General features: G+C 67.3%; 21 protein-coding genes. 18 read left to right on the top strand and 3 right to left on the bottom strand.

The annotated features are described in order from the left end of the window. The first annotated feature begins 59 nt into the window (after positions 1–59). The 4 genes from QZH52_RS01725 (at position 60) to msrQ (ending at position 5,353) form a co-directional block, all read left to right on the top strand. Positions 60–2,210: a cytochrome c biogenesis protein ResB gene (locus QZH52_RS01725; RefSeq protein WP_301802853.1), complete on the top strand. Its 2,151-nt coding sequence runs from the start codon at positions 60–62 to the stop codon at positions 2,208–2,210. Then, entirely contained in the window at positions 2,207–3,523 is a 1,317-nt protein-coding gene (gene ccsB / locus QZH52_RS01720) for a c-type cytochrome biogenesis protein CcsB (RefSeq protein WP_301802852.1), read from the top strand. The genes QZH52_RS01725 and ccsB overlap by 4 nt, the downstream gene beginning before the upstream one ends. A gap of 108 nt (positions 3,524–3,631) precedes the next feature. Beyond that, entirely contained in the window at positions 3,632–4,630 is a 999-nt protein-coding gene (gene msrP / locus QZH52_RS01715) for a protein-methionine-sulfoxide reductase catalytic subunit MsrP (protein ID WP_286536335.1), read from the top strand. 69 nt (positions 4,631–4,699) lie between these two features. Then, positions 4,700–5,353, top strand: coding sequence for a protein-methionine-sulfoxide reductase heme-binding subunit MsrQ (gene msrQ, locus QZH52_RS01710; protein WP_301802849.1), 654 nt, complete (start codon positions 4,700–4,702; stop codon positions 5,351–5,353). On the opposite strand, the gene lysA is transcribed toward msrQ, so the two are convergent. Both lysA and lptM read right to left on the bottom strand, forming a co-directional pair. After that, complete coding sequence (gene lysA / locus QZH52_RS01705) at positions 5,343–6,629, bottom strand: diaminopimelate decarboxylase (RefSeq protein WP_301802847.1); 1,287 nt, start codon at positions 6,627–6,629, stop codon at positions 5,343–5,345. The genes msrQ and lysA overlap by 11 nt on opposite strands. Further along, positions 6,626–6,835, bottom strand: a complete 210-nt coding sequence (lptM, locus tag QZH52_RS01700) for an LPS translocon maturation chaperone LptM (protein ID WP_301802845.1) — start codon at positions 6,833–6,835, stop codon at positions 6,626–6,628. The genes lysA and lptM overlap by 4 nt, the downstream gene beginning before the upstream one ends. A 36-nt stretch (positions 6,836–6,871) precedes the next feature. On the opposite strand from lptM, the gene cyaY reads away from it, so the two are divergent. Next, a complete protein-coding gene (gene cyaY / locus QZH52_RS01695) occupies positions 6,872–7,204 on the top strand; it encodes an iron donor protein CyaY (protein ID WP_286536330.1) in 333 nt (110 codons plus the stop codon). A gap of 145 nt (positions 7,205–7,349) precedes the next feature. Here the strand turns inward: cyaY and QZH52_RS01690 are convergent, their stop codons facing one another. Beyond that, positions 7,350–9,752: a penicillin-binding protein 1A gene (locus QZH52_RS01690; protein ID WP_286536329.1), complete on the bottom strand. Its 2,403-nt coding sequence runs from the start codon at positions 9,750–9,752 to the stop codon at positions 7,350–7,352. Between the two features lie 242 nt (positions 9,753–9,994). Between QZH52_RS01690 and QZH52_RS01685 the strand changes: the two genes are divergently transcribed. The 13 genes from QZH52_RS01685 to QZH52_RS01625 all read left to right on the top strand — a co-directional run bounded on the left by QZH52_RS01685 (position 9,995) and on the right by QZH52_RS01625 (position 26,244). Further along, on the top strand, positions 9,995–11,074 hold the full coding sequence (locus tag QZH52_RS01685; RefSeq protein WP_301802839.1) for a pilus assembly protein PilM: 1,080 nt from the start codon (positions 9,995–9,997) through the stop codon (positions 11,072–11,074). After that, positions 11,071–11,685 carry a PilN domain-containing protein gene (locus tag QZH52_RS01680; protein WP_301802837.1) on the top strand — a complete coding sequence of 205 codons (615 nt, stop codon included), beginning with the start codon at positions 11,071–11,073 and terminating at the stop codon, positions 11,683–11,685. The genes QZH52_RS01685 and QZH52_RS01680 overlap by 4 nt, the downstream gene beginning before the upstream one ends. 6 nt (positions 11,686–11,691) lie before the next feature. After that, positions 11,692–12,375 carry a type IV pilus inner membrane component PilO gene (locus QZH52_RS01675; RefSeq protein WP_301802834.1) on the top strand — a complete coding sequence of 228 codons (684 nt, stop codon included), beginning with the start codon at positions 11,692–11,694 and terminating at the stop codon, positions 12,373–12,375. Next, positions 12,372–12,911 (top strand): pilus assembly protein PilP, encoded by a 540-nt coding sequence (locus QZH52_RS01670; protein WP_286523512.1) that lies wholly within the window; start codon positions 12,372–12,374, stop codon positions 12,909–12,911. Before QZH52_RS01675 ends, QZH52_RS01670 begins: the two co-directional genes overlap by 4 nt. Next, positions 12,908–15,022: a type IV pilus secretin PilQ gene (locus QZH52_RS01665; RefSeq protein WP_301802829.1), complete on the top strand. Its 2,115-nt coding sequence runs from the start codon at positions 12,908–12,910 to the stop codon at positions 15,020–15,022. Before QZH52_RS01670 ends, QZH52_RS01665 begins: the two co-directional genes overlap by 4 nt. Positions 15,023–15,044: 22 nt before the next feature. Then, positions 15,045–15,590: a shikimate kinase gene (locus QZH52_RS01660; RefSeq protein ID WP_301802827.1), complete on the top strand. Its 546-nt coding sequence runs from the start codon at positions 15,045–15,047 to the stop codon at positions 15,588–15,590. A gap of 56 nt (positions 15,591–15,646) precedes the next feature. Continuing rightward, the gene (gene aroB, locus QZH52_RS01655) at positions 15,647–16,747 is read left to right on the top strand and encodes a 3-dehydroquinate synthase (RefSeq protein ID WP_286536323.1); all 1,101 of its coding nucleotides are present in this window, start codon (positions 15,647–15,649) and stop codon (positions 16,745–16,747) included. 19 nt (positions 16,748–16,766) lie between these two features. After that, positions 16,767–17,897 (top strand): deoxyguanosinetriphosphate triphosphohydrolase, encoded by a 1,131-nt coding sequence (locus QZH52_RS01650; protein ID WP_301802821.1) that lies wholly within the window; start codon positions 16,767–16,769, stop codon positions 17,895–17,897. Then, the gene (locus QZH52_RS01645) at positions 17,894–19,156 is read left to right on the top strand and encodes an MFS transporter (RefSeq protein WP_301802819.1); all 1,263 of its coding nucleotides are present in this window, start codon (positions 17,894–17,896) and stop codon (positions 19,154–19,156) included. Before QZH52_RS01650 ends, QZH52_RS01645 begins: the two co-directional genes overlap by 4 nt. After that, positions 19,153–19,725, top strand: a complete 573-nt coding sequence (locus QZH52_RS01640; RefSeq protein ID WP_301802816.1) for a DUF1415 domain-containing protein — start codon at positions 19,153–19,155, stop codon at positions 19,723–19,725. Before QZH52_RS01645 ends, QZH52_RS01640 begins: the two co-directional genes overlap by 4 nt. Then, positions 19,722–20,582, top strand: a complete 861-nt coding sequence (locus QZH52_RS01635) for a class I SAM-dependent methyltransferase (protein WP_301802811.1) — start codon at positions 19,722–19,724, stop codon at positions 20,580–20,582. The genes QZH52_RS01640 and QZH52_RS01635 overlap by 4 nt, the downstream gene beginning before the upstream one ends. Positions 20,583–20,623: 41 nt before the next feature. Beyond that, on the top strand, positions 20,624–21,319 hold the full coding sequence (locus QZH52_RS01630; RefSeq protein WP_301802809.1) for a transposase: 696 nt from the start codon (positions 20,624–20,626) through the stop codon (positions 21,317–21,319). A 182-nt stretch (positions 21,320–21,501) separates the two neighbouring features. Then, a complete protein-coding gene (locus tag QZH52_RS01625) occupies positions 21,502–26,244 on the top strand; it encodes a glutamate synthase-related protein (protein WP_301802807.1) in 4,743 nt (1,580 codons plus the stop codon). The last annotated feature ends 20 nt before the right edge of the window (positions 26,245–26,264 follow it).

The raw sequence follows: 26,264 nt of genomic DNA, 5'->3' as shown, positions 1-26,264 counted from the left end.
ACAAGGCGGGTCCATCCGGCAGGATGGCCCGCCTTGTTTGCTTTCCACGCCTCGCACCGATGTCAGTCTCCACCCACGGCCTTCGCGTCCGCCGCGGCCCCCACGCGGTCCGCGCGGCGGTGGAGCTGTTCTCGTCGATGCGCTTCGCGATCGCGCTGCTGACCATCATCTGCATCGCCTCGATCATCGGCACCGTGCTCAAGCAGCACGAACCGGCCGGCAACTACGTGAACCAGTTCGGCCCCTTCTGGGCCGAGCTGTTCCGCGCCGCCAGGCTCGACTCCATCTACAGCGCCTGGTGGTTCCTGCTGATCCTGCTGTTCCTGGTGGTCAGCACCTCGCTGTGCATCGCGCGCAACACGCCGCATATCCTGCGCGACCTGAAGACCGTGAAGGAAGGCATTCGGGCCCAGAGCCTGAAGGCCTTCGGACAGCGCGCCGAGGCCGTGCTGGCCGAGACGCCCGACAGCGCCGCCAAGCGCATCGGCGAGCTGCTGGCCGGCGGCGGCTGGAAAGTCAAGCTGCAGCACCGCGAGGCCGAAGGGCAGAGCCAGGGCTGGATGGTCGCCGCGCGCGCCGGCGGGGCCCACAAGCTCGGCTACATCGCCGCCCACGGGGCGATCGTGCTGGTCTGCATCGGCGGCCTGTTCGACGGCGACCTCGTCGTGCGGGCCCAGACCTGGTTCAACGGCAAGAGCGTCTACACCGGCGGCGGCCTGATCAAGGACGTGGCGCCCGAGCATCGGCTGTCGCCGCGCAACCCGACCTTCCGCGGCAACATCCTGGTGCCCGAGGGCGCGCAATCCAGCGTCGCGATCCTGAACCAGGCCGACGGCGTGCTGCTCCAGGACCTTCCGTTCTCGATCGAGCTCAAGAAGTTCATCGTCGAGTACTACTCGACCGGCATGCCCAAGCTGTTCGCCAGCGAAGTGGTGCTGCACGACCGCGAGACCGGCGAGCAGCTGCCCAAGCGCATCGAGGTCAACCACCCGGCCAGCTACAAGGGCGTCGAGATCTACCAGTCGAGCTTCGACGACGGCGGCTCCAGCGTGAAGCTCAAGGCGGTGCCGATGGGCGCGGCCGCCAAGCCCTTCGAGATCGACGGCACCATCGGCGGCAGCAGCGAGATCACCAACGGCAACGACCGGCTCACGCTCGAGCTGGTGGCGCTGCGCGTCATCAACGTCGAGAACTTCGCCGACGGCGGCGGCGCCATGACCAGCGGCGCCGACGTCCGCAAGGTCGACCTGCGGCACGACCTCGAGTCGCGCCTGGGGGCGGCCAACAAGACCAACAAGCCCAAGGTGCTGCGCAACATCGGCCCCAGCATCGGCTACAAGCTGCGCGACGCTTCGGGGCAGGCGCGCGAGTTCCAGAACTACATGGTGCCGGTCGATACCGGGGATGGTCAGCCGGTGTTCCTGCTCGGGGTGCGCGAGCGGCCGGAGGACCCCTTCCGCTACCTGCGCGTGCCGGCCGACGAGCAAGGCTCGATGGAAGGCTTCGTGCGCATGCGCGCCGCCCTGGCCGATGCCAAGTTGCGCGACCGCGCCCTCGACCGCTACATCGCGCGCGCCACCGATCCCAAGCGGCCCGAACTGGCCGCCCAGCTGCGCGCCTCCGCGGCCCGGGCGCTGGCCCTGTTCGCGGGCACCGAGCGCGCCAAGGTCGATGCGGTCAGCAGCGGCGGCTGGCAGGCGGTGGCCGAGTTCATGGAAGCCAACGTGCCCGAGGCCGAGCGCGAACGCGCGGCCGCCGTGCTGGTGCGCATCCTCAACGACGTGCTGTTCGAGGTGCTCAACCTGAGCCGCGAGCAGGCCGGCCTGGCCGCCATGCCGCCCGACGAGAAATCGCAGCTCTTCCTCACGCAGGCGGTGCTGGCGATCAGCGACGCCCACTTTTATCCGGCGCCGGTCGCGATGATGATGACCGACTTCAAGCAGGTCCAGGCCAGCGTCTTCCAGGTCGCACGAGCCCCTGGCAAGAACATCGTCTATCTGGGCTGTCTGTTGCTGATCGTGGGCATTTTTGCGATGCTGTACGTGCGCGAGCGCCGGCTCTGGGTGTGGCTCGCGAAGGACGGCGACGACGCCCGGGGCACGGCGGCGACCCTGGCTTTCTCGGTCAACCGCAAGACCATCGACAGCGACCGCGAATTCGAGCACCTGAAGCACAAGCTGCTCGCCATCACGAAAGACACCGCGTCATGACGACCACCACGCTTACTCTCAACGACAGCTGGCTCTCCCGCCGCAACGCCCTCGACTGGGTGTTTGCGCTGCTGGTGCTGGCGGGCGCCGTCTTCGCCTTCTCGCGCTACCACGGTGCGATGGACTACTACGAGCAGACTATCCTGGTGGCGGCCGTGCCCGCCGCCGTCTGGCTGGGCTGGTTCTGGCGGCCGCTGCGGGTGCTGGCGATCGTGGTCGCGGCCGCCGCGCTGCTGGCCATCGCGTCCTACCAGGGCGACCTGGCGCGGGCCGACAGCGTCTTCTGGCTCAAGTACTTCCTGTCGAGCCAGTCGGCCATCCTCTGGATGAGCATGCTGTTCTTCATGAGTACGATCTTCTACTGGATCGGTTTCTTCAGCGGCCGGCAGGGCGACGCCATGGACCTGATCGGCTCGCGGCTGGCCTGGGCCGCGGTCACGATGGCGCTGATCGGCACCATGGTGCGCTGGTACGAGAGCCACCAGCTCGGCCCCGACATCGGCCACATCCCGGTCAGCAACCTGTACGAGGTGTTCGTCCTCTTCTGCTGGCTCACCGCCACCTTCTACCTGTATTTCGAATGGCGCTATCGCACCCGCGCGCTGGGTGCCTTCGTGATGCTGGTGGTCAGCGCCGCGGTCGGTTTCCTGCTCTGGTACACGCTGGTGCGCGACGCCCACGAGATCCAGCCGCTGGTGCCGGCGCTGCAGAGCTGGTGGATGAAGCTGCACGTGCCGGCCAACTTCATCGGCTACGGCACCTTCTCGCTTGCCGCCATGGTGGCCTTCGCCTACCTGATCAAGGAGCAGGCCGCCGAGACCCGCTGGTACAAGCTGACGCCGATCTGGCTGCTCGGCGTGGCGCTGTGCTTCGTGCCGGTGGCGTTCCGCCAGCGCGTGCAGGAGGCTGGCGGCAGCTACTGGGTCGGCTATGCCGCGATCTCGGCGCTGATCGCCGCCGGCATCCTGATGGGCCGCAAGCGCATCGCGGCGCGGCTGCCGGCCAACGAGGTGCTCGACGACGTGATGTACAAGTCGATCACGGTCGGCTTCGCCTTCTTCACCATCGCCACCGTGCTGGGCGCGCTGTGGGCGGCCGATGCCTGGGGCGGCTACTGGAGCTGGGACCCGAAGGAGACCTGGGCGCTGATCGTCTGGCTCAACTACGCGGCCTGGCTGCACATGCGGCTCGTGAAGGGCCTCCGAGGCACTGTGGCGGCCTGGTGGGCGCTCGGCGGCCTGGCCGTCACCACCTTCGCGTTCCTCGGCGTCAACATGTTCCTGAGCGGGCTGCACAGCTACGGCACGCTCTAGCGCGGTCTCTTGCGCGTGGAATGATCCGGGGGCGTGCTTTGCGCGTAACCGGATCGGCATCGGCAACGAACTCCCCCTGACTGAGCGTTTTCAGGCGAAAGGCATTTCATGTTGATTCATTCCCGCGACGACGGCTTCCTCCACCCGCGTTCGAGCGAGATCACGCCCAAGGGCGTCTACGAAGGCCGGCGCGACATGCTGCGCTGGATGGCCGGCGGTGTCGCCGGCGCGGCCATGGCTTCCTGGGCGGCGCGCGACGCACTGGCGCAGGCGGCGGCACCGGGCAAGCTGGCGCCGCTCGCGGGCGCGAAATCGGCGGTGCCTGGCGCCCAGACGATGGAAAAGCTGACCGACTACAAGGACGCCACCAGCTACAACAACTTCTACGAGTTCGGCACCGACAAGGGCGACCCCGTGAAGAACGCCGGCACCCTGAAGACCCGGCCCTGGACCGTCGAGGTCGAAGGACTGGTCAAGAAGCCCGGCAAGTACGGCATCGAGGACCTGCTCAAGCTCAGCGCCCAGGAAGAGCGCATCTACCGCCTGCGCTGCGTCGAGGGGTGGTCGATGGTGATCCCGTGGGTCGGCTATTCGCTGTCGGAACTGATCAAGAAGGTCGAGCCGCAGGGCAATGCCAAGTACGTCGAGTTCCTGACGCTGGCCGATCCCAAGACCATGCCCTTCGTCGGCTCGCGCGTGCTCGACTGGCCCTATGCCGAGGGCCTGCGCATGGACGAGGCGATGCATCCGCTGACCTTGCTGACTTTCGGCATGTACGGCGAGGTGCTGCCGAACCAGAACGGCGCCCCGGTGCGCATCGTGGTGCCTTGGAAGTACGGCTTCAAGAGCGCCAAGTCAATCGTCAAGATCCGCTTCGTCGAGAAGGAGCCGGGCACGGCCTGGAACAAGGCCGCGGCCAACGAGTACGGCTTCTATTCCAACGTCAATCCGAACGTCGACCACCCGCGCTGGAGCCAGGCGACCGAGCGGCGCATCGGCGACGGCGGGGGGCTGTTCGCCAAGCGCGCAAAGACCCAGATGTTCAACGGCTACGAGGCCCAGGTCGGCCAGTTGTACGCCGGCATGGACTTGAAGAAGAATTATTGAGACATTGCGGGACAGACCAAGAAACTGCGCAGCAGTTTTTGCTCTGTCCTCAACTGATCAGAATCACCCATGAACAAGCTGCTGATGCACCCGGCCGCCAAGCCGGTGGTGTTCGTGCTCTGCCTGCTGCCCTTCGCCTGGCTGTTCTACGGCGCGCTGACCGACGGCCTCGGCGCCAACCCGGCCGAGTACCTGATCCGCTCCACCGGCGACTGGACCTTGCGCTTCATCTGCATCGTGCTGGCCGTGACGCCCTTGCGCGTCATCGCCAAGGCGAACGCGCTGGCGCGCTTTCGGCGCATGCTGGGGCTGTTCGCCTACTTCTATGTCGTGGTGCACCTGCTGAGCTACAGCTGGTTCGACATGGGTTTCGAGATGGCCGACATCGCCAAGGACATCGCCAAGCGACCGTTCATCCTGGTCGGTTTCTCGGCCTTCGTGCTGCTGACGCCGCTGGCCGCGACCTCGTTCAACCGCGCCATCAAGGCGCTGGGCGCGAAGCGCTGGCAGGCGTTGCACAAGCTGGTCTACGGCATCGCCGCGCTGGGCCTGCTGCACTTCTTCTGGATGCGGGCCGGCAAGAACAACTTCGCCGAAGTTTTCGTCTACGCCGGGATCATCGCCGTGCTGCTCGGCTGGCGCGTGTGGAACTTCGCGCGCAACAAGAACAACAAGCTGCCGCGGCCACTGGCCGCGGCGCCCCGGGCCCCGCTCAGTCGCTGAAACGTTCGCTTGCCAGTTGATCGTCGATGCTTTCGCGGCGGCGGATCAGCGTCGCCGTCTTGCCGCTCACCAGCACCTCGGCCGCGCGCCCGCGCGTGTTGTAGTTGCTGGCCATGGCCATGCAGTAGGCCCCGGCGGACAGGACCGCGAGCAGGTCGCCCGACTGGACCTGCAGCGCGCGGTCGCGGCCGATCCAGTCGCCGCTTTCGCAGACCGGGCCGACCACGTCATAGGTGGCGGCGGCGCCGGCGCGTTCAGCGAGCGGGACGATCTGGTGGAAGGCCTGGTACATCGCGGGTCGCGGCAGGTCGTTCATCGCCGCATCGACGATGCAGAAGTTCTTTTCCTCGCCGGGCTTGAGATAGAGCACCTCGGTCACGCAGACCCCCGCATTGCCGACCAGCGAGCGGCCCGGCTCGACGATCAGCCGGCGCTGGCCGAAGCCGCGGGCATCGAGCCGCGTGACCAACTGCTGCCAGAGCGCATCGGCGGCGGGCGGGGTGTCGCCGTTGTAATCGATGCCCAGGCCGCCGCCGAAGTCGAGATGGTGCAGCGGCACGCCGGCCGCCTCGATCGCCTCGACGAGGTCGAGCACGCGCTCGAGCGCCTCGAGGTAGGGCGAGGCGTCGGTGATCTGGGAGCCGATGTGGCAGTCGATTCCAACCACCTTCAGGCCCTTCAGGGCAGCCGCATGCCGGTAGATCGCGACCGCGCGATCGTGCGCGACGCCGAACTTGTTGCCCTTGAGTCCGGTCGAGATGTAGGGGTGCGTCTTCGGATCGACGTTCGGATTGATGCGGATGCTGACCGGCGCGCGGCGGTCGTCCTTGAGCGCGACGGCATTCAGCACGTCGAGTTCGGCTTCGCTTTCGACGTTGAAGCAGCCGATGCCGGCCGCCAGCGCTTCGCGCATCTCGGCCCGGGTCTTGCCGACGCCCGAGAAGATCACCTTGGCCGGATCGGCGCCGGCGGCCAGCACCCGCGCCAGTTCTCCGCCGGAGACAATGTCGAAGCCGCAGCCGGCCTCGGCGAAGACCCGCAGCACGCCCAGTGAGGAATTGGCCTTGATCGCGTAGCAGACCATCGCATCGCGGCCTGCGAAGCCGCGCTGGTAGGCGGCGAGGGCGTCGAGCATCCACTGCTTCGAGTAGACGAACAGGGGGGTGCCGTATTTCTGCGCCAGTTCGGCGAGCGGCCGGCCTTCGACCTGCAGGGCGCCGTCCTGGCGCGCGATGTGGGGATGGCCCGGGAGCCGTGCGGCGGTGGCGGCGTTCACTGGCTGGCTCCTGCGGGGGCGCTGCTGGCGGCTGCCGGCGGCTTGGCCGGGGCATCGCCGGCGGCGCTGGCGGGCGGCGTGGGCAGCAGCAGGCCGGGCAGCGTGGTGCGTTCCTTGGCGAGCGGATCGGTGGGCAGGTACAGCGAGCCCTTCTGGCCGCAGGCCGTCAGGCCGACCCCGACGAGCGCGAGGCCTAAGGCGCTCACTAGAATTTGACGAACATTCAACATGGCGAAATTGTAATGACCGACCCCGAATACATGGACCGCGCTGAAGCCGCACTGGCAGCGATCGAGCGAAGCTGCGACCGCATCAACGACGAGAGCGACGTCGACATCGACAACCAGCGCGTCGGGGGAATGATCACGATCATCTTCGGCAACGGCAGCCAGCTGATCGTCAACCTGCAGAAGCCCCTGCAAGAGATCTGGCTCGCCGCGCGTTCCGGCGGCTACCACTACCGGCACGACGGCCGCGCCTGGGTCGACACCAAGACCGGCGAGGAATTCTTCGACAACCTGTCGCGTGAGGCGACCCGGCAATCAGGCCAGCCGCTCCAGTTCATCGCCGGCTGAGCGAGACGGCGTAACGATCTCCCTCGGCCGGCGCAGCCCGGCCCGTTGGTGAAACACCGCGGAACTGGCTTTGCCAGGCCGCTGGTGTTGCCCCCGGCAGGGGGTGGGCGCCCCACACGAAGTGAGGGGCAACCTGGGGGCGAGCCTAATTCCTGAAGAGGTCCAGGATCCGGCTGCGCTCCTCGACCGGCGCCGGCGCGCTGATCGGCGGTGCCGCGATCGCCTCCGCCGGCTGCGTCGGTCCGCTGTCAACCCCCAGGCTGGCGACGCCGCGGCCTGGCGCGTAGTCGTCGTAGTACCACTCGCCGCCGACATTGACCACGCCCGGCGGCGCCGGCACCTCGGCCACCGGCACGCCCTTGATCGCGGTCTCCATGAAGTTGATCCAGATCGGCAGGCTCAGCCCGCCGCCGGTCTCGCGGTCGCCCAGCTTGCGCGGCGTGTCGTAGCCCATCCAGGCGACCGCCGCCATGGTGGGCTGGAAGCCCGCGAACCAGGCATCGAGCGAGTCGTTGGTGGTCCCGGTCTTGCCGTAGATGTCGGTCCGCTTGAGAGTCGCCTGCGCCTTGGCCGCGGTGCCCCCGCTGGCCACCGACTGCAGCAGGCTGGCCATCAGGAAGGCGTTGCGCTGCGGCACCGCACGCAGGGTCTCGTTGAGCAGCGGCGGCTGCTTGTCGACCAGCACCTTGTCCTTATGGTCGGTCACCCGGGTCACGAGATAGGGGTTGACGCGATAGCCGCCGTTGGCGAACACCGAGTACGCGGTCGCCATCTGCATCGGCGTCACCGAGCCCGCACCCAGCGCCATAGGCAGGTAGGCCGGGTGCTTCTCGCGTTCGAAGCCGAAGTTGGTGACCCAATCCTGGGCGTAGCGGGTGCCGATCGATTGCAGGATGCGGATCGACACCATGTTCTTCGACTTCATCAGCGCCCGGCGCATCGACATCGGGCCTTCGAAGGTGCCGTCGTAGTTCTTCGGCTCCCAGGGCTGGCCGCCGGTGGTGCCGGCGTCGAAGAAGAGCGGCGCATCGTTGATCACGGTGCTGGGCGTGAAGCCCTTCTCGAGCGCGGCCGAATAGATGAAGGGCTTGAAGCTCGAGCCCGGCTGCCGCCAAGCCTGCGTGACGTGATTGAACTTGTTCTTGTCGAAGTCGAAGCCGCCGATCATCGCCTTGACGGCGCCGTCGCGCGGATCCATGGCAACGAAAGCGCCTTCCACCTCGGGCAGCTGGGTGATTTCCCAGGCGCCCTTCGGGGTCTTCACGACCCGGATCACGGCGCCGCGCCGGATCCGGATGTTGGGCGGTGCCTTGTCCGACAGCCCGGACTGTGCCGGCTTCAGGCCGTCGCCGGTGATCTGGACCGCGTCGCCGTTGCCGCGCACCGCCTGGATCTCCTTGGCGTTCGCCTTCAGCACCACGGCCGACATGACGTCGCCGTTGTCGGGGTGGTCGGCCAACGCGTCGTCGACTGCTTCGTCGAGCTCCTTGGGGTCGTTCGGAAGGTCGACGAATTTCTCGGGGCCGCGGTAGATCTGGCGCCGCTCGTAGTCCATGATTCCGCGCCGCAGCGCACGGTAGGCCGCCGCCTGGTCGGCCGCGACCAGCGTGGTGTAGACCTTCAGCCCGCGCGTGTAGGTGCTGTCGCCGTACTGCGCGTACATCAGCTGGCGCACGGTCTCGGCCACGTACTCGGCGTGCAGCCGCGTCGGGTCGGCGGCGTCGCGCAGGTGCAGTTCCTCCTTGCGGGCCTGGGCGGCCTGGTCGGCGTTGATGAAGCCGGCCTCTTGCATGCGATCGATCACGTACAGCTGGCGACCGCGGGCCCGGGCCGGGTTGTTGACCGGGTTGTTGGCGCCCGGTGCCTTCGGCAGGCCGGCGAGCATCGCCGCCTGGGCGATCGTGATGTCCGACAGCGGCTTGCCGAAATAGGCCTCGGAGGCGGCCGCGAAGCCGTAGGCGCGGTTGCCCAGGTAGATCTGGTTCAGGTAGATCTCGAGGATCTGGTCCTTGCTCAGCAGGTGCTCGAGCTTGAAAGTCAGCAGCACTTCGTAGATCTTGCGGGTCAGCGTCTTCTCGGAGCTGAGATAGACGTTGCGCGCCACCTGCATCGTGATGGTCGACGCGCCCTGGCTCTTGGCCCGGTTCATGTTGGCCATGCCGGCCCGCAGCATGCCCTTGTAGTCGACGCCGCCGTGCTCGTAGAAGCGGGCGTCCTCGGCGGCCAGCACCGCATCCTTCATGATCTTCGGGATGGTCGCGATCGGCGTCAGGTTGCGGCGCTCTTCGCCGAACTCGCCGATCAGGATCCCTTCGGCCGAAAACACCCGCAGCGGCAGCTTGGGACGGTAGTCGGCGAGTTCGGAGATGTCAGGCAGGTTGGGGTAGGCGACCGCCAGCGCGACCGCGATCACGCAGATCAGCGCGACCGTGCCGGCCACCACGAGGCCGAGGCTCCACAGGATCAGGCGAAGCAACCATTTCAGCCAGGCCGGGCGTTTGGGAACGGGAGCCTTCGCAGGCCCTTTGGGTCGAGAGTTTTCGGGCATTGAGGCTGTTGGAGTCTGAGCGCATTATAAAAACGCGCCGCCGTAGGACGGCGCCCGCGGTAGCAGTTAGGACCCAAGTACTCTTATTTGTGACGCAAGTTGCAGTTCCGAACTGTTACGTCGACTTTTGACAACGATTGCTCACTCACTGGGGATTCGGCGCTTGGATTGGCTTGCACCTTGCTGCTAGCATGCAACCACTCGCAATTATTTCCAATCGTTACAAACGGATGGGATCGAACTTGACTGCTCTCGGATCGTTGTTTCGCCGCCAGCCCGCGCCTCTGCTCGGGCTCGACGTCAGTTCGTCCAGCGTCAAGCTGGTCGAGCTCGGCCGTGACGCGAGCGGCAAGCTGGTGCTCGAGCGCTGTGCGATCGAGCCCCTCGAACGCGGCTGGATAACCGACGGCAATGTCGAGAAGTTCGACGAAGTCGCTGAGGCCGTGCGGCGCGTGGTCCGCAAGAGCGGCACCCGCACCAAGAATGTCGCGCTGGCCCTGCCGCCGTCGGCCGTGATCACCAAGAAGATCATCCTGCCCGGCGGCATGAGCGAGCAGGAGCTCGAGATCCAGGTCGAGTCGGAAGCCAACCAGTACATCCCGTTCTCGCTGGACGAGGTGAGCCTCGATTTCTGCGTCATCGGGCAGAGTGCCAACTCGGCCGGCGACGTCGAGGTGCTGATCGCCGCCTCCCGCAAGGAAAAGGTGCAGGACCGCCAAGGCCTGGCCGAGGCCTCGGGTCTCAAGGCGGTGATCCTCGACGTCGAGTCCTATGCCTCCCGGCTGGCGACGGCGCGCCTGATCGAGCAACTGCCCGGTCAGGGCCAGGATGCCGTGGTCGCGCTGTTCGAGGTCGGTGCCTTCACCACCAGCATGCAGGTGCTGCGCAACCAGGAAGTGCTGTATGACCGTGACCAGGCTTTCGGCGGCGCCCAGCTGACCCAGTTGATCGTTCGCCAGTACGGCTTCTCGGCCGAGGAGGCCGAGGCCAAGAAGCGCAGCGGCGAACTGCCCGACGACTACGCGGCCGGCGTGCTCAAGCCCTTCGTGGCCAGCATCGCGCAGGAAATCGCCCGGGCGCTGCAGTTCTTCTTCACCAGCACGCCGCACAACCGCGTCGACTATGTTCTGCTGGCCGGCGGATCGGCGGGCCTGCCCGGCCTCACGAGCGCGGTCACGCGCCAGACTTCGTTCGCCTGCTCGCTGGTCAACCCGTTCGAAGGCATGGAAATCGGCAGCGGCATCCGCGAGAAGAAGGTGCGGCGCGAAGCGGCCTCCTACCTGACGTCCTGCGGCCTCGCGATGCGGAGGTTCCTGCAGTGATCCTGATCAATCTGCTTCCGCACCGCGAAGCCGCGCGCAAGCGCCGTCGCGAGACCTTCTATGCCACGCTGGGTCTTTCCGCGGTGCTGGGCGGGCTCATCGCGGTCACCGCCTTCCTCTGGTTCCAGGCCCAGATCTCCAACCAGCAGGCGAAGAACACGCTACTGAAAACCGAGATCACCAAACTCGAGACGGAAATCAAGGAGATTTCCACGCTGCAGGCCGAGATCGCCGCCTTGCGCGCCCGCCAGACGGCAGTCGAAGACCTGCAAGGCGACCGCAACCTGCCCGTTCACCTCCTCAACGAGCTGGTCCGGCAGCTGCCCGACGGGGTCTACATCACCAGCATGAAGCAGGAAAACCAGACCGTCACGCTGCAGGGCATGGCGCAGTCGAACGAGCGGGTCTCCGAGCTGCTGCGCAACCTGGGCAACAGCAGCCCGTGGCTGGTCAAGCCCGAGCTCATCGAGATCACTTCGGCGACGGTGAGCCTGAGTGCGCGCGACCAGCGGCGCGTCGCCAACTTCAGGATGCGCATCGGCCTCAAGCGGCCGACCGACGCCCAGAAACCACCCGCCGGCGCGCCCGCGGCCATCAAGGCGAAGGGGTAAGCGCTCATGGCAAAGAAACGCCCTTCCGAGAGGTTCGACCTCGCACTGGCCCTGCGCCGCTTCAACCAGCAGTTCCAGGGGCTGAACCCCAACGATCCGTCGGTCTGGCCGCCGGTGCCGCGCTACGCCCTGTGCGTCGCCGTGGTCGCGGCAGTGCTGGCGGCGCTGTGGTTCGTCTGGCTCACCAACTCGAACGACGAGCTCGATGCCGAGCGCGCCAAGGAAGTCACCCTCAGGGCCGACTACCAGAAGAAGGTGGCGCAGGCCGCCAACCTCGATCTGCTCAAGAAGCAGCGCGAGCAGGTGCAGCAATACGTCACCCTGCTCGAGAAGCAACTGCCCAGCAAGGCCGAGATGGATGCGCTGCTGTCGGACATCAACCAGGCCGGCCTGGGTCGCAGCCTCCAGTTCGAGCTGTTCCGTCCGGGTCAGATTTCGGTCAAGGACTACTACGCCGAGCTCCCGATCGCCGTGCGCGTGACCGGCCGCTACCACGACATGGGTGCCTTCGCCGCCGACATCGCGAACCTGTCGCGGATCGTGACGCTGAACAACCTCTCGGTGGCGCCGCAGAAAGACGGGGTGCTGGTCATGGACGCCACGGCGCGCACCTACCGCTATCTCGACGAGGAAGAGCAGGCGGCGCAGAAGCGCGCAGCCGCCGCGGCTGCGGGGGCCAAGAAGAAATGAGAACGCTCAGCTTTCTATGGATCGCGGTCGCAGCCGTCGGGTTGACCGGCTGCTTCGGCTCGGAGCAGGAAGACCTCCAGCGCTGGATGGCCGAACAGCGCGCGCAGGTCAAGCCCAGCGTGCCGCCGATCACCGAACCGAAGAAGTTCACGCCGCAGGCGTACACCGAGGCCGCGGCCTTCGACCCGTTCAACATTCAGAAGCTGACGCAGGCGCTGCGCCGGGACTCGGCCCAGCCCAGCACCTCGGGCCTGATCGCGCCAGAACTGGCGCGTCGCAAGGAAGCGCTCGAGGCCTTCCCGCTCGACTCGATGGCGATGGTCGGCAGCCTGAGCCGCAATGGCCAGCCGGTGGCGCTGATCAGCGTCGACAAGCTGCTCTACCAGGTGCGGGTCGGCAACTATCTGGGACTCAACTACGGGCGCATCACCCGTATCAGCGAAACCGAACTCGGCTTGCGTGAAATCGTGCAGGACGCTGCCGGTGAATGGATCGAACGCGTGGCGACGCTGCAGTTGCAAGAGAAGGCGAAATGAACCAACAAAAATCTATGCTTGCGCAGTGGCTGCGCGTGGCCGGTGCCGCGATCGTGGCCTTCGGTGCCGCGGCAGTCGTTCATGCGCAGAACGCGATCGAATCGGTCACGAGTTCGATGCAGTCCGGTGCCGAGGTGATCCGGGTCGACTTCACCCAGCCGCTGGCCGCGGCGCCGACCGGCTTCGCGATCCAGTCGCCGGCCCGTGTCGCGCTTGATTTTCCGGGCGTGACCAACGCCATCGGCCGCAACGCGATCGAGGTCAACCAGGGCAACTTGCGCTCGGTCAACGTGGTCCAGGCCGGCGATCGCACGCGCCTGGTCCTGAACCTGAAGCAGGCCACCGCCTACAAGACCGAGATCCAGGGCAAGTCCCTGCTGGTCTCGCTGGAACCGGTCGCGGGGGCCGCACTGGCCGCTTCGACGCCGTCCGCATTCGCCGAGAACCGCAACCGCGACATGCTGCCGCTGCGCGATGTCGATTTCCGCCTGGGCAGCGACAACACCGGCCGAGTGATTGTCGACCTCGCCAACAACCAGGTCGGCGTCGACATTCGCCAGCAGGGCAAGAACCTGGTGGTCGAGTTCACCAAGTCGACCCTGCCCGAAGGCCTGCGCCGCCGCCTCGACGTCTCCGACTTCGGCACCCCGGTTCAGCTCGTGACCACCCAGCAGGTCGGCGACCGTGTCCGGATGGTGATCGAGCCGCGCGGTGAGTGGGAGCACAGCGCCTACCAGAGCGAGAACCAGTTCGTGGTCGAAGTGCGTCCGCGCAAGATCGATCCGACCAAGCTGACGCAGGGCGTCGGCTACAACGGCGAAAAGCTGTCGCTGAACTTCCAGAACATCGAAGTGCGCTCGCTGCTGCAGGTGATCGCCGACTTCACCAACTTCAACATCGTGACCTCCGACTCGGTGACGGGTTCGCTGACCCTGCGCCTGAAGGACGTGCCCTGGGACCAGGCGCTCGACATCATCCTGCAGGCCAAGAACCTGGGCATGCGCAAGAACGGCAGCGTGCTCTGGATCGCACCGAAGGACGAGATCAACGCCAAGGAAAAGATGGAGTTCGAGGCCCAGGCCGCGATCCAGAACCTCGAGCCGCTGCGCACCCAGTCGTTCCAGCTCAACTACACCAAGGCGATCCAGATCGCCCAGGGCCTGACCGGCACCGGCGCTTCCAGCGGCGGCGGAGGCGGCAGCAGCACCACCCGTATCCTGAGCCCGCGCGGCAGCGTGATCGCCGAAGCCCGCACCAACCAGCTGTTCGTCTCGGACATCCCGTCGCGGCTGGTGCAGGTGGCCGAACTGATCCAGAAGCTGGACATCCCGGTGCGCCAGGTGCTGATCGAGGCCCGCATCGTCGAGGCGTCCGACACCTTCGGCAAGTCGCTGGGCGTGCGCCTCGGTGGCGGCGCGCTGAACAACAACAACGCGATCGGGCCGACGACCTTCATCCCGGGGACCGCTACGACGCCGCCGAACCTGATCTCGACCCCGACGGGCAGCAATTTCGTCAACCTGCCGTCGACCGGTGTCTCCGGCAACGGCAATGCGCCGGGCACCTTTGCGGTCTCGCTGTTCAATTCGAGCCTCTCGCGCATCCTGAACCTCGAGATCTCGGCCCTCGAAGCCGACGGCAAGGGCAAGGTGGTGTCGAGCCCGCGCGTCGTGACCGCCGACCAGACCAAGGCGCTCATCGAGCAGGGCACCGAGCTGCCCTACCAGGTCGCGACTTCCAGCGGCGCCACCTCGATCGCCTTCCGCAAGGCCAACCTGAAGCTCGAGGTGACGCCGCAGATCACGCCCGAGGGCAACATCATCCTGACGCTGGACGTCAACAAGGACACGGTGGGTCAGCCGACCACCGCCGGTTTCGCGATCAACACCAAGCACGTGCAGACCGAGGTGCTGGTCGAAAACGGCGGCACGGTCGTCATCGGTGGTATCTTCGAGCTCACCGAAGCCAACGACGAATCGCGCATCCCGGTGCTTGGTGAGGTGCCCTACCTCGGGGCGCTGTTCCGGACGCGCACTCGCACTGCCAACAAAACTGAAATGCTCGTCTTCATCACCCCGAAAATGATCACCGACCGCAACGCTGCGCGCTGACGCGCGGCGTTCGCAGCTTTGCATGGCGGTCGCACTCGTCGGCTTGCCCGGCGCCGGCAAATCCGCGATTGGCCGGCGCCTTGCGCAGCGACTTCAACTTCCCTTCGTCGACAGCGATCACTTGATCGAGGAGCGGATCGGTTGCTCGATCCGCGACTATTTCGAGCGCGAAGGAGAGGCCAGTTTCCGGGATGTCGAGCAATCCGTCATTGCCGAGCTGGCCGCGGCGCCCCGCGGGGTGGTCGCCACCGGTGGCGGCTGCGTCTTGCGCGAGGCCAATCGGCAGGCCCTGCGGGCCGGCTTCCATGTGCTCTACCTGCGCTCGTTGCCCGAGGACCTGTTCCGCCGGCTGCGCCACGACGTCAAGCGTCCGCTGCTGCAGGTGGCCGATCCGCTGGGCCGGCTGCGCGAGCTCCATGACGCGCGCGACCCCCTCTACCGCGAGACCGCCCACGAAACCGTCGAGACCGGCCGACCGTCGATCTCGGTGGTGGTCAACATCATCGTGATGCAGCTGGAACTCGCCGGCGTGGTGGTGCCCCCCGACCCAGGCCCGCTGACGGACTGACCGGCCTCCGGGGCCGGGCCCGGACCCGCGCCGCCGCATGCACCTAAACTCGGGGGATGCCATTGCCAGTCCCTCCCGAACGCGTCGAGATCCAGCTCGGCGAGCGCAGCTACCAGATCCTGATCGGCAGCGACCTGCTGGGCGATCCGCGCAGCTTCGCGGCCGCCCCTTCGGCCGCCAGCGCCCTGATCGTCACCAACACCACCGTGGCGCCGCTCTATGCGGCCACCCTGCGCGAGGCGCTGGCCGGCCGCTACCGCGAGGTGCACGTGCTCGAGCTGCCCGATGGCGAGGCGCACAAGGACTGGCAGACCCTGAACCGGGTCTTCGACGCCCTGCTGGCCCGCGGTGCCGATCGCAAGACGGTGCTGTTCGCGCTGGGCGGCGGCGTGGTGGGCGACATGACCGGATTCGCCGCCGCCAGCTACATGCGGGGCGTGCCCTTCGTGCAGGTGCCGACGACGCTGCTGGCGCAGGTCGATTCGTCGGTCGGCGGCAAGACCGCGATCAACCACCCCCTGGGCAAGAACATGATCGGCGCCTTCTACCAGCCGAAGCTGGTGTTGTGCGACCTGGCGACGCTGGCCAGCCTGCCGCCGCGCGAGCTCAGCGCCGGGCTGGCCGAGGTCATCAAGTACGGGCCGATCTACGACCTGGACTTCCTGGCCTGGATCGAGGCCCACATCGATGCGCTGATCGCCCGCGAGCCCGCGGCGCTGGCGCATGCGGTCAAGCGCAGCTGCGAAATCAAGGCCGAGGTCGTGGGCCAGGACGAACGCGAAGCCGGCCTGCGCGCGATCCTCAATTTCGGCCATACCTTCGGCCATGCGATCGAGTCCGGGCTCGGCTATGGCGAATGGCTGCACGGCGAGGCGGTCGGCTGCGGCATGGTCCTGGCGGCGCAGCTGTCGGCGCGTCTCGGCGGCATCGATGCCGCCTTCGTCGAGCGGCTGACCGCGCTGGTGCGGCGTGCCGGCCTGCCGGTGGTCGCGCCCGCCCTGGGCGCCGAGCGCTACCTGGAACTGATGCGGGTCGACAAGAAATCCGAGGCCGGCGAAATCCGCTTCGTGGTGCTCGACAAGCCCGGTTCGGCGGTCGTGCGCGGCGCGCCCGATGCCATGGTGCGCGAAGTCCTGGCGCAGTGCTGCGCCGCTTGATCTTGCCGGGCTTCTTCCGATGAGCCTCGCGCCCTACGCCAGCGATCCGGCCCGCTCGCGCGGCCGGCGTCATGCCGAGGCGCCGGCGCCGACCCGCGACGACTTCCAGCGCGACCGCGACCGCATCGTGCACTCGACCGCCTTCCGGCGCCTGGTCTACAAGACCCAGGTGTTCCTGAACCATGAGGGTGATCTGTTTCGCACCCGCCTGACGCACTCGCTCGAGGTCGCGCAGCTCGGACGTTCGATCGCGCGGGCGCTGCGGCTCAATGAAGACCTGGTCGAGGCGATCGCGCTGGCCCACGACCTCGGCCACACCCCCTTCGGCCATGCCGGACAGGATGCGCTCGACGCCTGCATGCAGGCGCATGGCGGCTTCGAGCACAACCTGCAGAGCCTGCGCGTGGTCGACGAACTCGAGCACCGATATCCGCAATACGACGGCCTCAACCTGAGCTTCGAGACTCGCGAAGGCATCCTCAAGCACTGTTCGCGCGCCAATGCCGAGCGGATCGAGGCCGCGGAGCCCGGTGGGGTGGGGCGGCGCTTCTGCGACCGGACCCAGCCCGGCCTGGAAGCGCAACTGTGCAACCTGGCCGACGAGATCGCCTACAACGCCCACGACATCGACGACGGCGTCAGGTCGGGCTTGATCAGCATCGAGCTCCTGGGCGAGGTCGACCTGTTCGATCGCCACCGGCGCGAGGCCTTGGCCGAGCACCCGGGGCTGGAAGGGCGGCGGGTGCTCTACGAGACGATCCGCCGCATGCTGAGCGCCCAGGTCTACGACGTCATCGACGCCACGCGGGGCGCGCTCGAAGCGGCCGCGCCGGCCGACGCCGACGCGGTCCGGCGAAGCGACCCGCTGGTGCTTTTCAGTGCCGGGATGCGGGCCGAATCCACGGCGCTCAAGCGCTTCCTGTTTCGCAATCTGTACCGCCATCCGCAAGTGGTGCAGACCGCCGAACAGGCGCAGGGCGTGGTGCGTGCGCTGTTCGATGCCTACCTGGCGGCGCCGGCGGAAATGCCCGAGACCTTCGCCCGTCGCGACGACCGGCAGCGCGGCGTGGCGGACTACATCGCCGGCATGACCGATCGGTTCGCGATCCGGGAGTACGAGCGCCTTACGGGGCAGCGGTGGGTGCCATGAGCCCCCTTGCGACCCGTCCCGGGATTCCGGTCGCCGCGCTCGCGGTGGTCGCCGGCGGCGTCGCCGCGGCGCTGCATATCGGCAAGCTGCCGCCGGCGGTGCCCGCCTTGCAGGCCAGCCTGGCCATCGGGCTGGTGCAGGCGGGTTTCCTGCTATCGCTGGTGCAGGTCGCCGGCATGAGCCTGGGCCTGGGTGTCGGGTTGATGGCCGACGCCATCGGTCTTCGACGCAGCATGCTGGCCGGACTGGCGCTGCTCGCCGTCGCCAGTGCGGCCGGTGGCGGTGTCGGCGTCTGGGTCGACGATCCGGCGCAGGCCTTTGCCTGGCTGCTCGCGCTGCGGGCGCTCGAGGGGGTCGGCTTCCTGTTGGCCGTGATGCCAGGGCCGGGACTGATCCGTGCCGTCGCGCCGGTGGGTGCCGACAAGGCCGCCATCGGACTCTGGGGGGCCTACATGCCGCTCGGCGTGGCATTGGCGCTGCTGGTCGGGCCGGCGCTGATCGCCCAGTCCGGCTGGCCCGGTTGGTGGTGCGCCCTGGCGGCGGCTTCGGCCTGCGCGGCCGTCTGGGTCGCGCTGGCGGTGCCGGCCGACGGCGCCCGCGTCCGAGTGGCGTCCGTCGGCTCGGCAGAGGGGTGGGGCGTTCGCCTGCGCGACACACTGAGTGCGGGCGGTCCGTGGACGCTGGCGCTGGCTTTCGCGGTCTACTCCTCGCAATGGATCGCCGTGATCGGATTCCTGCCGGCCATCTATGTCGACGCCGGCGTCCCGAGCGGCTGGAACGCGGCACTGACCGCGCTCGCCGCGGCCCTCAACATCATCGGCAACGTGGTCGGCGGCCGGCTGCTCCAGCAAGGGCTGCCACCGGTTCGGCTGCTGCGCTGGGGCTTCGTCGTGATGGCGCTCGCGAGCGTCGCGGCCTTTCTGCGGATCGGTGCGCCCGAGACCGCCTGGAGCCTGCCGCCGGCCCTGCGCTACCTGGCGGTCTGCCTGTTCTCACTCGGCGGCGGCATGGTGCCGGCGACCTTGTTCATGCTCAGCGTGCGGCTGGCGCCTGGGCCCGCCACGGTCTCGACCACCGTGGGCATGATGCAGCAGGCCTCGTCGTTCGGGCAGTTCGTCGCCCCGCCGGTCGTGGCCTGGCTGGCCCATCGCATGGGCGGCTGGCAATGGACCTGGATCGTCACCCTGTCGTGCTCGCTGGCCGGCCTGGGCCTGGCGGCCCGGCTGGCGCGGCCGGTCTCCAGGAGGGGCACTGCATGATCGAAAGCGCTCCGATCTCCGCTGCGCAAGCCGAGGCCGACACCCGGCGCTGGCTCGAGCGCGCCGTGATCGGGCTCAACCTGTGCCCCTTCGCCAAGGCCGTGCACGTGCGTGGCCAGGTTCACTATGCCGTCTACCTGGCGGGCGACGAATCCGGACTGATCGACGCGCTGCTCGCCGAAGCCCGGGCGCTGGCGGCCAGCGCTGCGTCGGAGCGCGACACCACGCTGCTGATGGCACCGAACACGCTGGCCGATTTCCTCGACTTCAACGATTTCACGGGGCGTGCCGAACGGCGCCTGGCGCGCGCCGGCTTCGACGGCATATTCCAGCTGGCGAGTTTTCACCCGCGCTTCCAGTTCGGCGGCACCGAGGCCGACGACATCACCAACGCCACCAACCGGGCGCCTCATCCCACGCTGCACCTGCTGCGCGAAGACAGCGTGAGCCGGGCGGTGGACGCCTTTCCGGAGGCCGAGGCGATCTTCGGCCGCAACATCGAGACGCTCGAAGCGTTGGGCGCCGACGGTTGGGCCGCGCTCGACGTCGGGCCTGGGAGTGCATCATGAACAAGGCGTCGAAGGCGTCCAGGGCCGAGGCGGAAGTGCTGGCCGAATTGCGGCCGGGACAATCGGTCGAACTGCTGAAGGAACTGCACATCCTCACGCGTGAAGGCCGGCTGAACCAGGATTCGCGGCGCAAGCTCAAGCAGGTCTACCACCTGTTCCAGTTCATCGAGAAGCTGCTGCGCGAGGTCCCCGGCGAAGGCGCCGAGGCGTCGCTGGCCGACCATGGCGCCGGCAAGTCGTACCTCGGCTTCATCATCTACGACCTGTTCTTCAAGCAGGGCGGCGCCGGCCATGTCTACGGCATCGAGACCCGGGCCGAGCTGGTCGAGAAATCGCGCGCGCTGGCCGCGCGGCTGGGCTTCGACCGCATGGCTTTCCTCAATCTCACGGTGGCCGAATCCGCGACCGCGGCGGAGCTGCCGCCGCGGATCGATGTCGTCACCGCGCTCCATGCCTGCGACACGGCCACCGACGACGCGATCGCCTTCGGGCTGGCCAAGCAGGCGCGCTTCATGGTGCTGGTGCCTTGCTGCCAGGCCGAGGTCGCCGCCTGCCTGCGCGAGACCAAGGCGCTGGCGCTGTCCCGCACGCCGCTGGCGGAGCTGTGGCGCCATCCGCTGCACACGCGCGAGATCGGCAGCCAGCTCACCAACGTGCTGCGCTGCCTGTACCTCGAAGCCAGCGGCTACCAGGTCACGGTGACGGAGCTCGTGGGCTGGGAGCACAGCATGAAGAACGAGCTCATCATCGCGCGCCGCACCGGGCAGCGCAAAGCCAGCGCGGCCGAGCGGCTGCGCGAGCTGCTCGAGCAGTTCGGCCTGACATCGCTGCTCGAGACGCGCTTCCGACTGGCCTGAGCCGGCGCGCCGCCCGTCACCCTCCTGCGCCGTCCTCCGCCATGGCACGACTGCCCCGCCTCACGCTCGCCGGCCAGCCGCACCACGTGATCCAGCGCGGCAACAACCGGCAGGCGGTGTTCCTGGATCGCGCCGACCGCGAGATGTTCCTCGGCCTGCTGGGCGAATACGCCACGCGATTCGGCATCGCGCTGCACGCCTATGTCCTGATGGACAACCACTTCCACCTGCTGGCCACGCCGTCGACCGCCGACGGTCTGCCGCAATGGATGCAGGCCGTGGGGCGGCGCTACGTGCGCTACTTCAACGACCGGCACGGGCGCAGCGGGACCCTGTGGGAGGGGCGCTACAAGTCGACGCTGATCCAGACCGACCGCTACCTGTTCGCCTGCATGGCCTACATCGACCTGAATCCGGTGCGCGCCGGTCTGGTGGCGGAGGCGCGCGAGCATCCGTGGTCGAGCCACGGGCACTATGCCGGCCTGGTGCACGACAAGCTGCTGACGCCGCACCCCCTCTACTGGACGCTGGGCAACACGCCCTTCGCGCGCGAGGCCGCTTATGCCGAAATGGTGCGCGCGGGCGTTCCGGCCGCCGCGCAGGCGCTGTTGACCGAAGCGACGTTGCACGGGTGGGCCGCCGGCGACCCTGAATTCGTCGATTCGTTACAAAAAACGACAGGTCGGCGCACGGTCAAGGCACGCGCAGGCAGGCCGCCGCTGCCTCGAAAATCGTAGCGCAAAGTGCCTGATCTCGCGCCAATGCGCGATCATTTGCTATGTTTTTTGATATGTCCCCGATTTTAAGTCGACAAGATTTATCGGAAATAAATTGGAATCTGACCCCAATTAAAGGATTTGGCATTATTTGTGCAAAGCAATATGCTCCTTTTCCCTGCGAAAACTGAAGGAGCACGCCCATGACGACGGCTGCCGAGATCCAGCATCTCCAAGAACACGGTCTTTATTCCGCCGCTGACGAGCACGACGCCTGCGGCGTCGGCTTCGTGGCCCACATCAAGGGCGAAAAGAGCCATGCCATCGTGTTGCAGGGCCTCAAGATTCTTGAGAATCTGGACCACCGCGGCGCAGTGGGCGCCGACAAGCTCATGGGCGACGGCGCCGGCATCCTGATCCAGCTGCCCGACCTGCTGTATCGCGAAGAGATGGCCAAGCAGGGCGTGACCCTGCCGCCGCCCGGCGAGTACGGCGTCGGCATGATCTTCCTGCCGAAGGAGCACGCCTCGCGCGAGGCCTGCGAGCAGGAGATGGAACGCGCCATCAAGGTCGAAGGCCAGGTGCTGCTGGGCTGGCGCGACGTGCCGGTCAACCGCGAAATGCCGATGTCGCCCAACGTGCGCGCCAAGGAGCCGCTGCTGCGCCAGGTCTTCATCGGCCGTGGCAACGACGTGATCGTGCAGGACGCGCTGGAGCGCAAGCTCTACGTGATCCGCAAGACCGCCAGCGCCAACATCCAGCGCCTGAAGCTCAAGCACAGCAAGGAATACTACGTGCCGAGCATGTCGAGCCGCACGGTGGTCTACAAGGGCCTGCTGCTGGCCGACCAGGTCGGTACCTACTACCTCGACCTGCAGGACAAGCGCTGCGTCTCGGCCCTGGGCCTGGTGCACCAGCGCTTCTCGACCAACACCTTCCCCGAGTGGCCGCTGGCCCACCCGTACCGCTATGTCGCCCACAACGGCGAAATCAACACGGTCAAGGGCAACTACAACTGGATGAAGGCGCGCGAAGGCGTGATGTCCTCGCCGGTGCTGGGCGCCGACCTGCAGAAGCTCTATCCGATCAGCTTCGCCGGCCAGTCCGACACCGCCACCTTCGACAACTGTCTCGAGTTGCTCACGATGGCCGGCTATCCGATCAGCCAGGCCGTGATGATGATGATTCCGGAGCCCTGGGAGCAGCACGCGACGATGGACCCGCGTCGCCGCGCGTTCTACGAGTACCACGCCGCGATGCTCGAGCCCTGGGACGGCCCGGCCTCGATCGTCTTCACCGACGGCCGCCAGATCGGCGCCACGCTCGACCGCAACGGCCTGCGCCCGTCGCGCTACTGCGTGACCGACGACGACCTGGTCATCATGGGTTCCGAGTCCGGCGTGCTGCCGGTGCCCGAGCAGAAGATCGTCCGCAAGTGGCGCCTGCAGCCCGGCAAGATGTTCCTGATCGACCTCGAGCAGGGCCGCATGATCGACGACGAGGAAGTCAAGGCGACGCTGGCCAACAGCAAGCCTTACAAGCAGTGGATCGAGAACCTGCGCATCAAGCTCGACAGCGTCGAGGCCGAGGCCGTGCAGCCGCCGCCGAGCCAGGTCAGCCTGCTCGATCGCCAGCAGGCCTTCGGCTACACCCAGGAAGACATCAAGTTCCTGATGAGCCCGATGGCCGCGGCCGGCGAGGAGGGCATCGGCTCGATGGGCAACGACAGCCCGCTGGCCGTGCTGTCGAACAAGAACAAGCCGCTCTACAACTACTTCAAGCAGTTGTTCGCGCAAGTGACCAACCCGCCGATCGACCCGATCCGCGAGGCGATCGTGATGTCGCTGGTGTCCTTCATCGGCCCGAAGCCGAACCTGCTCGACATCAACCAGGTCAACCCGCCGATGCGGCTCGAGGTGAGCCAGCCGATCCTCGACTTCGCCGACATGGCGAAGCTGCGCGACATCGGCAAGTACACCCAGGGCAAGTTCAAGAGCCATACGCTCGACATCACCTACCCGCTGGCCTGGGGCGACGAAGGCGTGGAAGCCAAGCTGGCCTCGCTGTGCGCGGAGGCGGTCGATGCGATCAAGGGCGGCCACAACATCCTGATCGTCAGCGACCGCAACGTCGGCCCGACGCAGGTCGCGATCCCGGCGCTGCTGGCGCTGTCTGCGATCCACCAGTACCTGGTGCGCGAAGGCTTGCGCACGACCGCCGGCCTGGTGGTCGAGACCGGCTCGGCGCGGGAAGTGCATCACTTCGGCGTGCTCGCGGGCTACGGCGCCGAAGCCGTGCACCCGTACCTGGCGATGGAAACGCTGGCCGCGATGCATGAAGACCTCTCCGGCGACCTGAGCGCCGACAAGGCCATCTACAACTACGTCAAGGCGGTCGGCAAGGGTCTGTCGAAGATCATGTCGAAGATGGGTGTCAGCACCTACATGAGCTACTGCGGCGCCCAGCTGTTCGAGGCCATCGGCCTGAACACCGAGACGGTCGAGAAGTACTTCACGGGCACCGCCAGCCGGGTCCAGGGCATCGGCGTGTTCGAGATCGCCCAGGAAGGCATCCGCATGCACAAGGCGGCCTTCAGCGACGATCCGGTGCTCGCCCACATGCTCGACGCCGGCGGCGAATACGCCTGGCGCACGCGCGGTGAGGAGCACATGTGGACGCCGGACGCGATCGCCAAGCTGCAGCACAGCACGCGCGCCAACAACTTCAGCACCTACAAGGAATATGCGCAGCTGATCAACGACCAGAACCGCCGGCACCTCACCCTGCGCGGCCTGTTCGAGTTCAAGATCGATCCGGCCAAGGCGATTCCCGTCGACGAGGTCGAGCCCGCGAGCGAGATCGTCAAGCGCTTCGCCACCGGCGCGATGTCGCTCGGCTCGATCAGCACCGAGGCGCACGCGACCCTGGCGGTGGCGATGAACCGCATCGGCGGCAAGAGCAACACCGGCGAAGGCGGCGAAGATCCGGCGCGCTACCGCAACGAGCTCAAGGGCATCCCGATCAAGATGGGCGACACGCTCAAGAGCGTGATCGGCGAGGCCAATGTCGAGGTCGATCTGCCGCTTCAGGTCGGCGACTCGCTGCGTTCGAAGATCAAGCAGGTGGCCTCGGGCCGCTTCGGCGTCACGGCCGAGTACCTGTCGTCCGCCGACCAGGTGCAGATCAAGATGGCGCAGGGCGCCAAGCCCGGCGAGGGCGGCCAGCTGCCCGGCGGCAAGGTCACGAAGTACATCGGCCAGATGCGCTACTCGGTGCCGGGCGTGGGCCTGATCTCGCCGCCGCCGCACCACGACATCTACTCGATCGAGGATCTGGCGCAGCTGATCCACGACCTGAAGAATGTCGCGCCGCATGCCAGCGTCAGCGTCAAGCTGGTGAGCGAAGTGGGCGTCGGCACGATCGCCGCAGGCGTCGCCAAGTGCAAGAGCGACCACGTCGTGATCGCCGGCCACGACGGCGGCACCGGCGCCTCGCCGTGGTCGTCGATCAAGCACGCGGGCAGCCCGTGGGAAATCGGCCTGGCCGAGACCCAGCAGACCCTGGTGCTGAACCGCCTGCGCGGCCGCATCCGGGTGCAGGCCGACGGCCAGATGAAGACCGGCCGCGACGTCGCCATCGGTGCCTTGCTCGGCGCCGACGAGTTCGGCTTCGCGACCGCGCCGCTGGTGGTCGAAGGCTGCATCATGATGCGCAAGTGCCACCTGAACACCTGCCCGGTGGGCGTGGCGACGCAAGACCCGGTGCTGCGCAAGAAGTTCTCGGGCAAGCCCGAGCACGTGGTCAACTTCTTCTTCTTCGTGGCCGAGGAAGTGCGCCAGATCATGGCCCAGCTCGGCATTCGCAAGTTCGACGACCTGATCGGCCGCTCCGACCTGCTCGATACCCGCACCGGCATCGAGCACTGGAAGGCCCGCGGGCTCGACTTCAGCCGCCTGTTCGCGCAGCCGAACGTGCCGGCCGACGTGCCGCGCTTCCATGTCGAGAACCAGGACCACGGCCTCGAGAAGAGTCTGGACGTGAAGCTGATCGAGCGTTCGCGCCCGGCCATCGACAAGGGCGAGAAGGTGCAGTTCATCGAGGTGGCGCGCAATGTCAACCGCTCGGTCGGCGCCATGCTGTCGGGCGCGCTGACCAAGGTGCATCCGCAGGGCCTGCCCGACGATTCGATCCGCATCCAGCTCGAAGGCACGGGCGGCCAGTCCTTCGGCGCCTTCCTGGCGCGCGGCATCACGCTCTACCTGATCGGCGATGCCAACGACTACACCGGCAAGGGCCTGTCGGGCGGCCGCGTGGTGGTGCGCCCGAGCCTGGACTTCCGCGGCGAGGCGGCGCGCAACACGATCGTCGGCAACACCGCGCTCTATGGCGCGACCACCGGCGAGGCCTACCTCTGCGGCGTGGCCGGCGAGCGCTTCGCGGTACGGCTGTCGGGCGCCACCGCGGTGGTCGAAGGCACCGGCGACCATGGCTGCGAGTACATGACCGGCGGCACGGTCGCGGTGCTGGGCCAGACCGGACGCAACTTCGCGGCCGGCATGAGCGGCGGCGTCGCCTTCGTCTACGACGAGGACGGCCAGTTCGCCTCGCGCTGCAACCTGTCGATGGTGTCGCTCGACAAGGTGCTGACCTCGGCCGAGCAGACCGCTAGCGTGCACCGCAAGGTCTGGCACGAGGGCGAGACCGACGAGGCGCAGCTGCGCAAGCTGCTCGAAGACCATCACCGCTGGACCGGCAGCAAGCGCGCCCGCGAACTGCTCGACAACTGGGCCGTTTCGCGCACCAAGTTCGTCAAGGTGTTCCCGAACGAATACAAGCGCGCGCTGGCCGAGATCCACGACCGCGAAGTCGAGCTCACGAGCAGCGGCAACAACGCGCATGCCGGCATGGAGCCGCATGCGGCCGCCAAGCCGGTGGCGGCGGTCTGAGCGACAACGAACAGAACAGG

This window comes from Variovorax ginsengisoli (assembly GCF_030486595.1).
Taxonomy (GTDB): Bacteria; Pseudomonadota; Gammaproteobacteria; order Burkholderiales; family Burkholderiaceae_C; genus Variovorax; species Variovorax ginsengisoli_B.
This window is presented reverse-complemented; position numbering and strand designations above follow the sequence as displayed.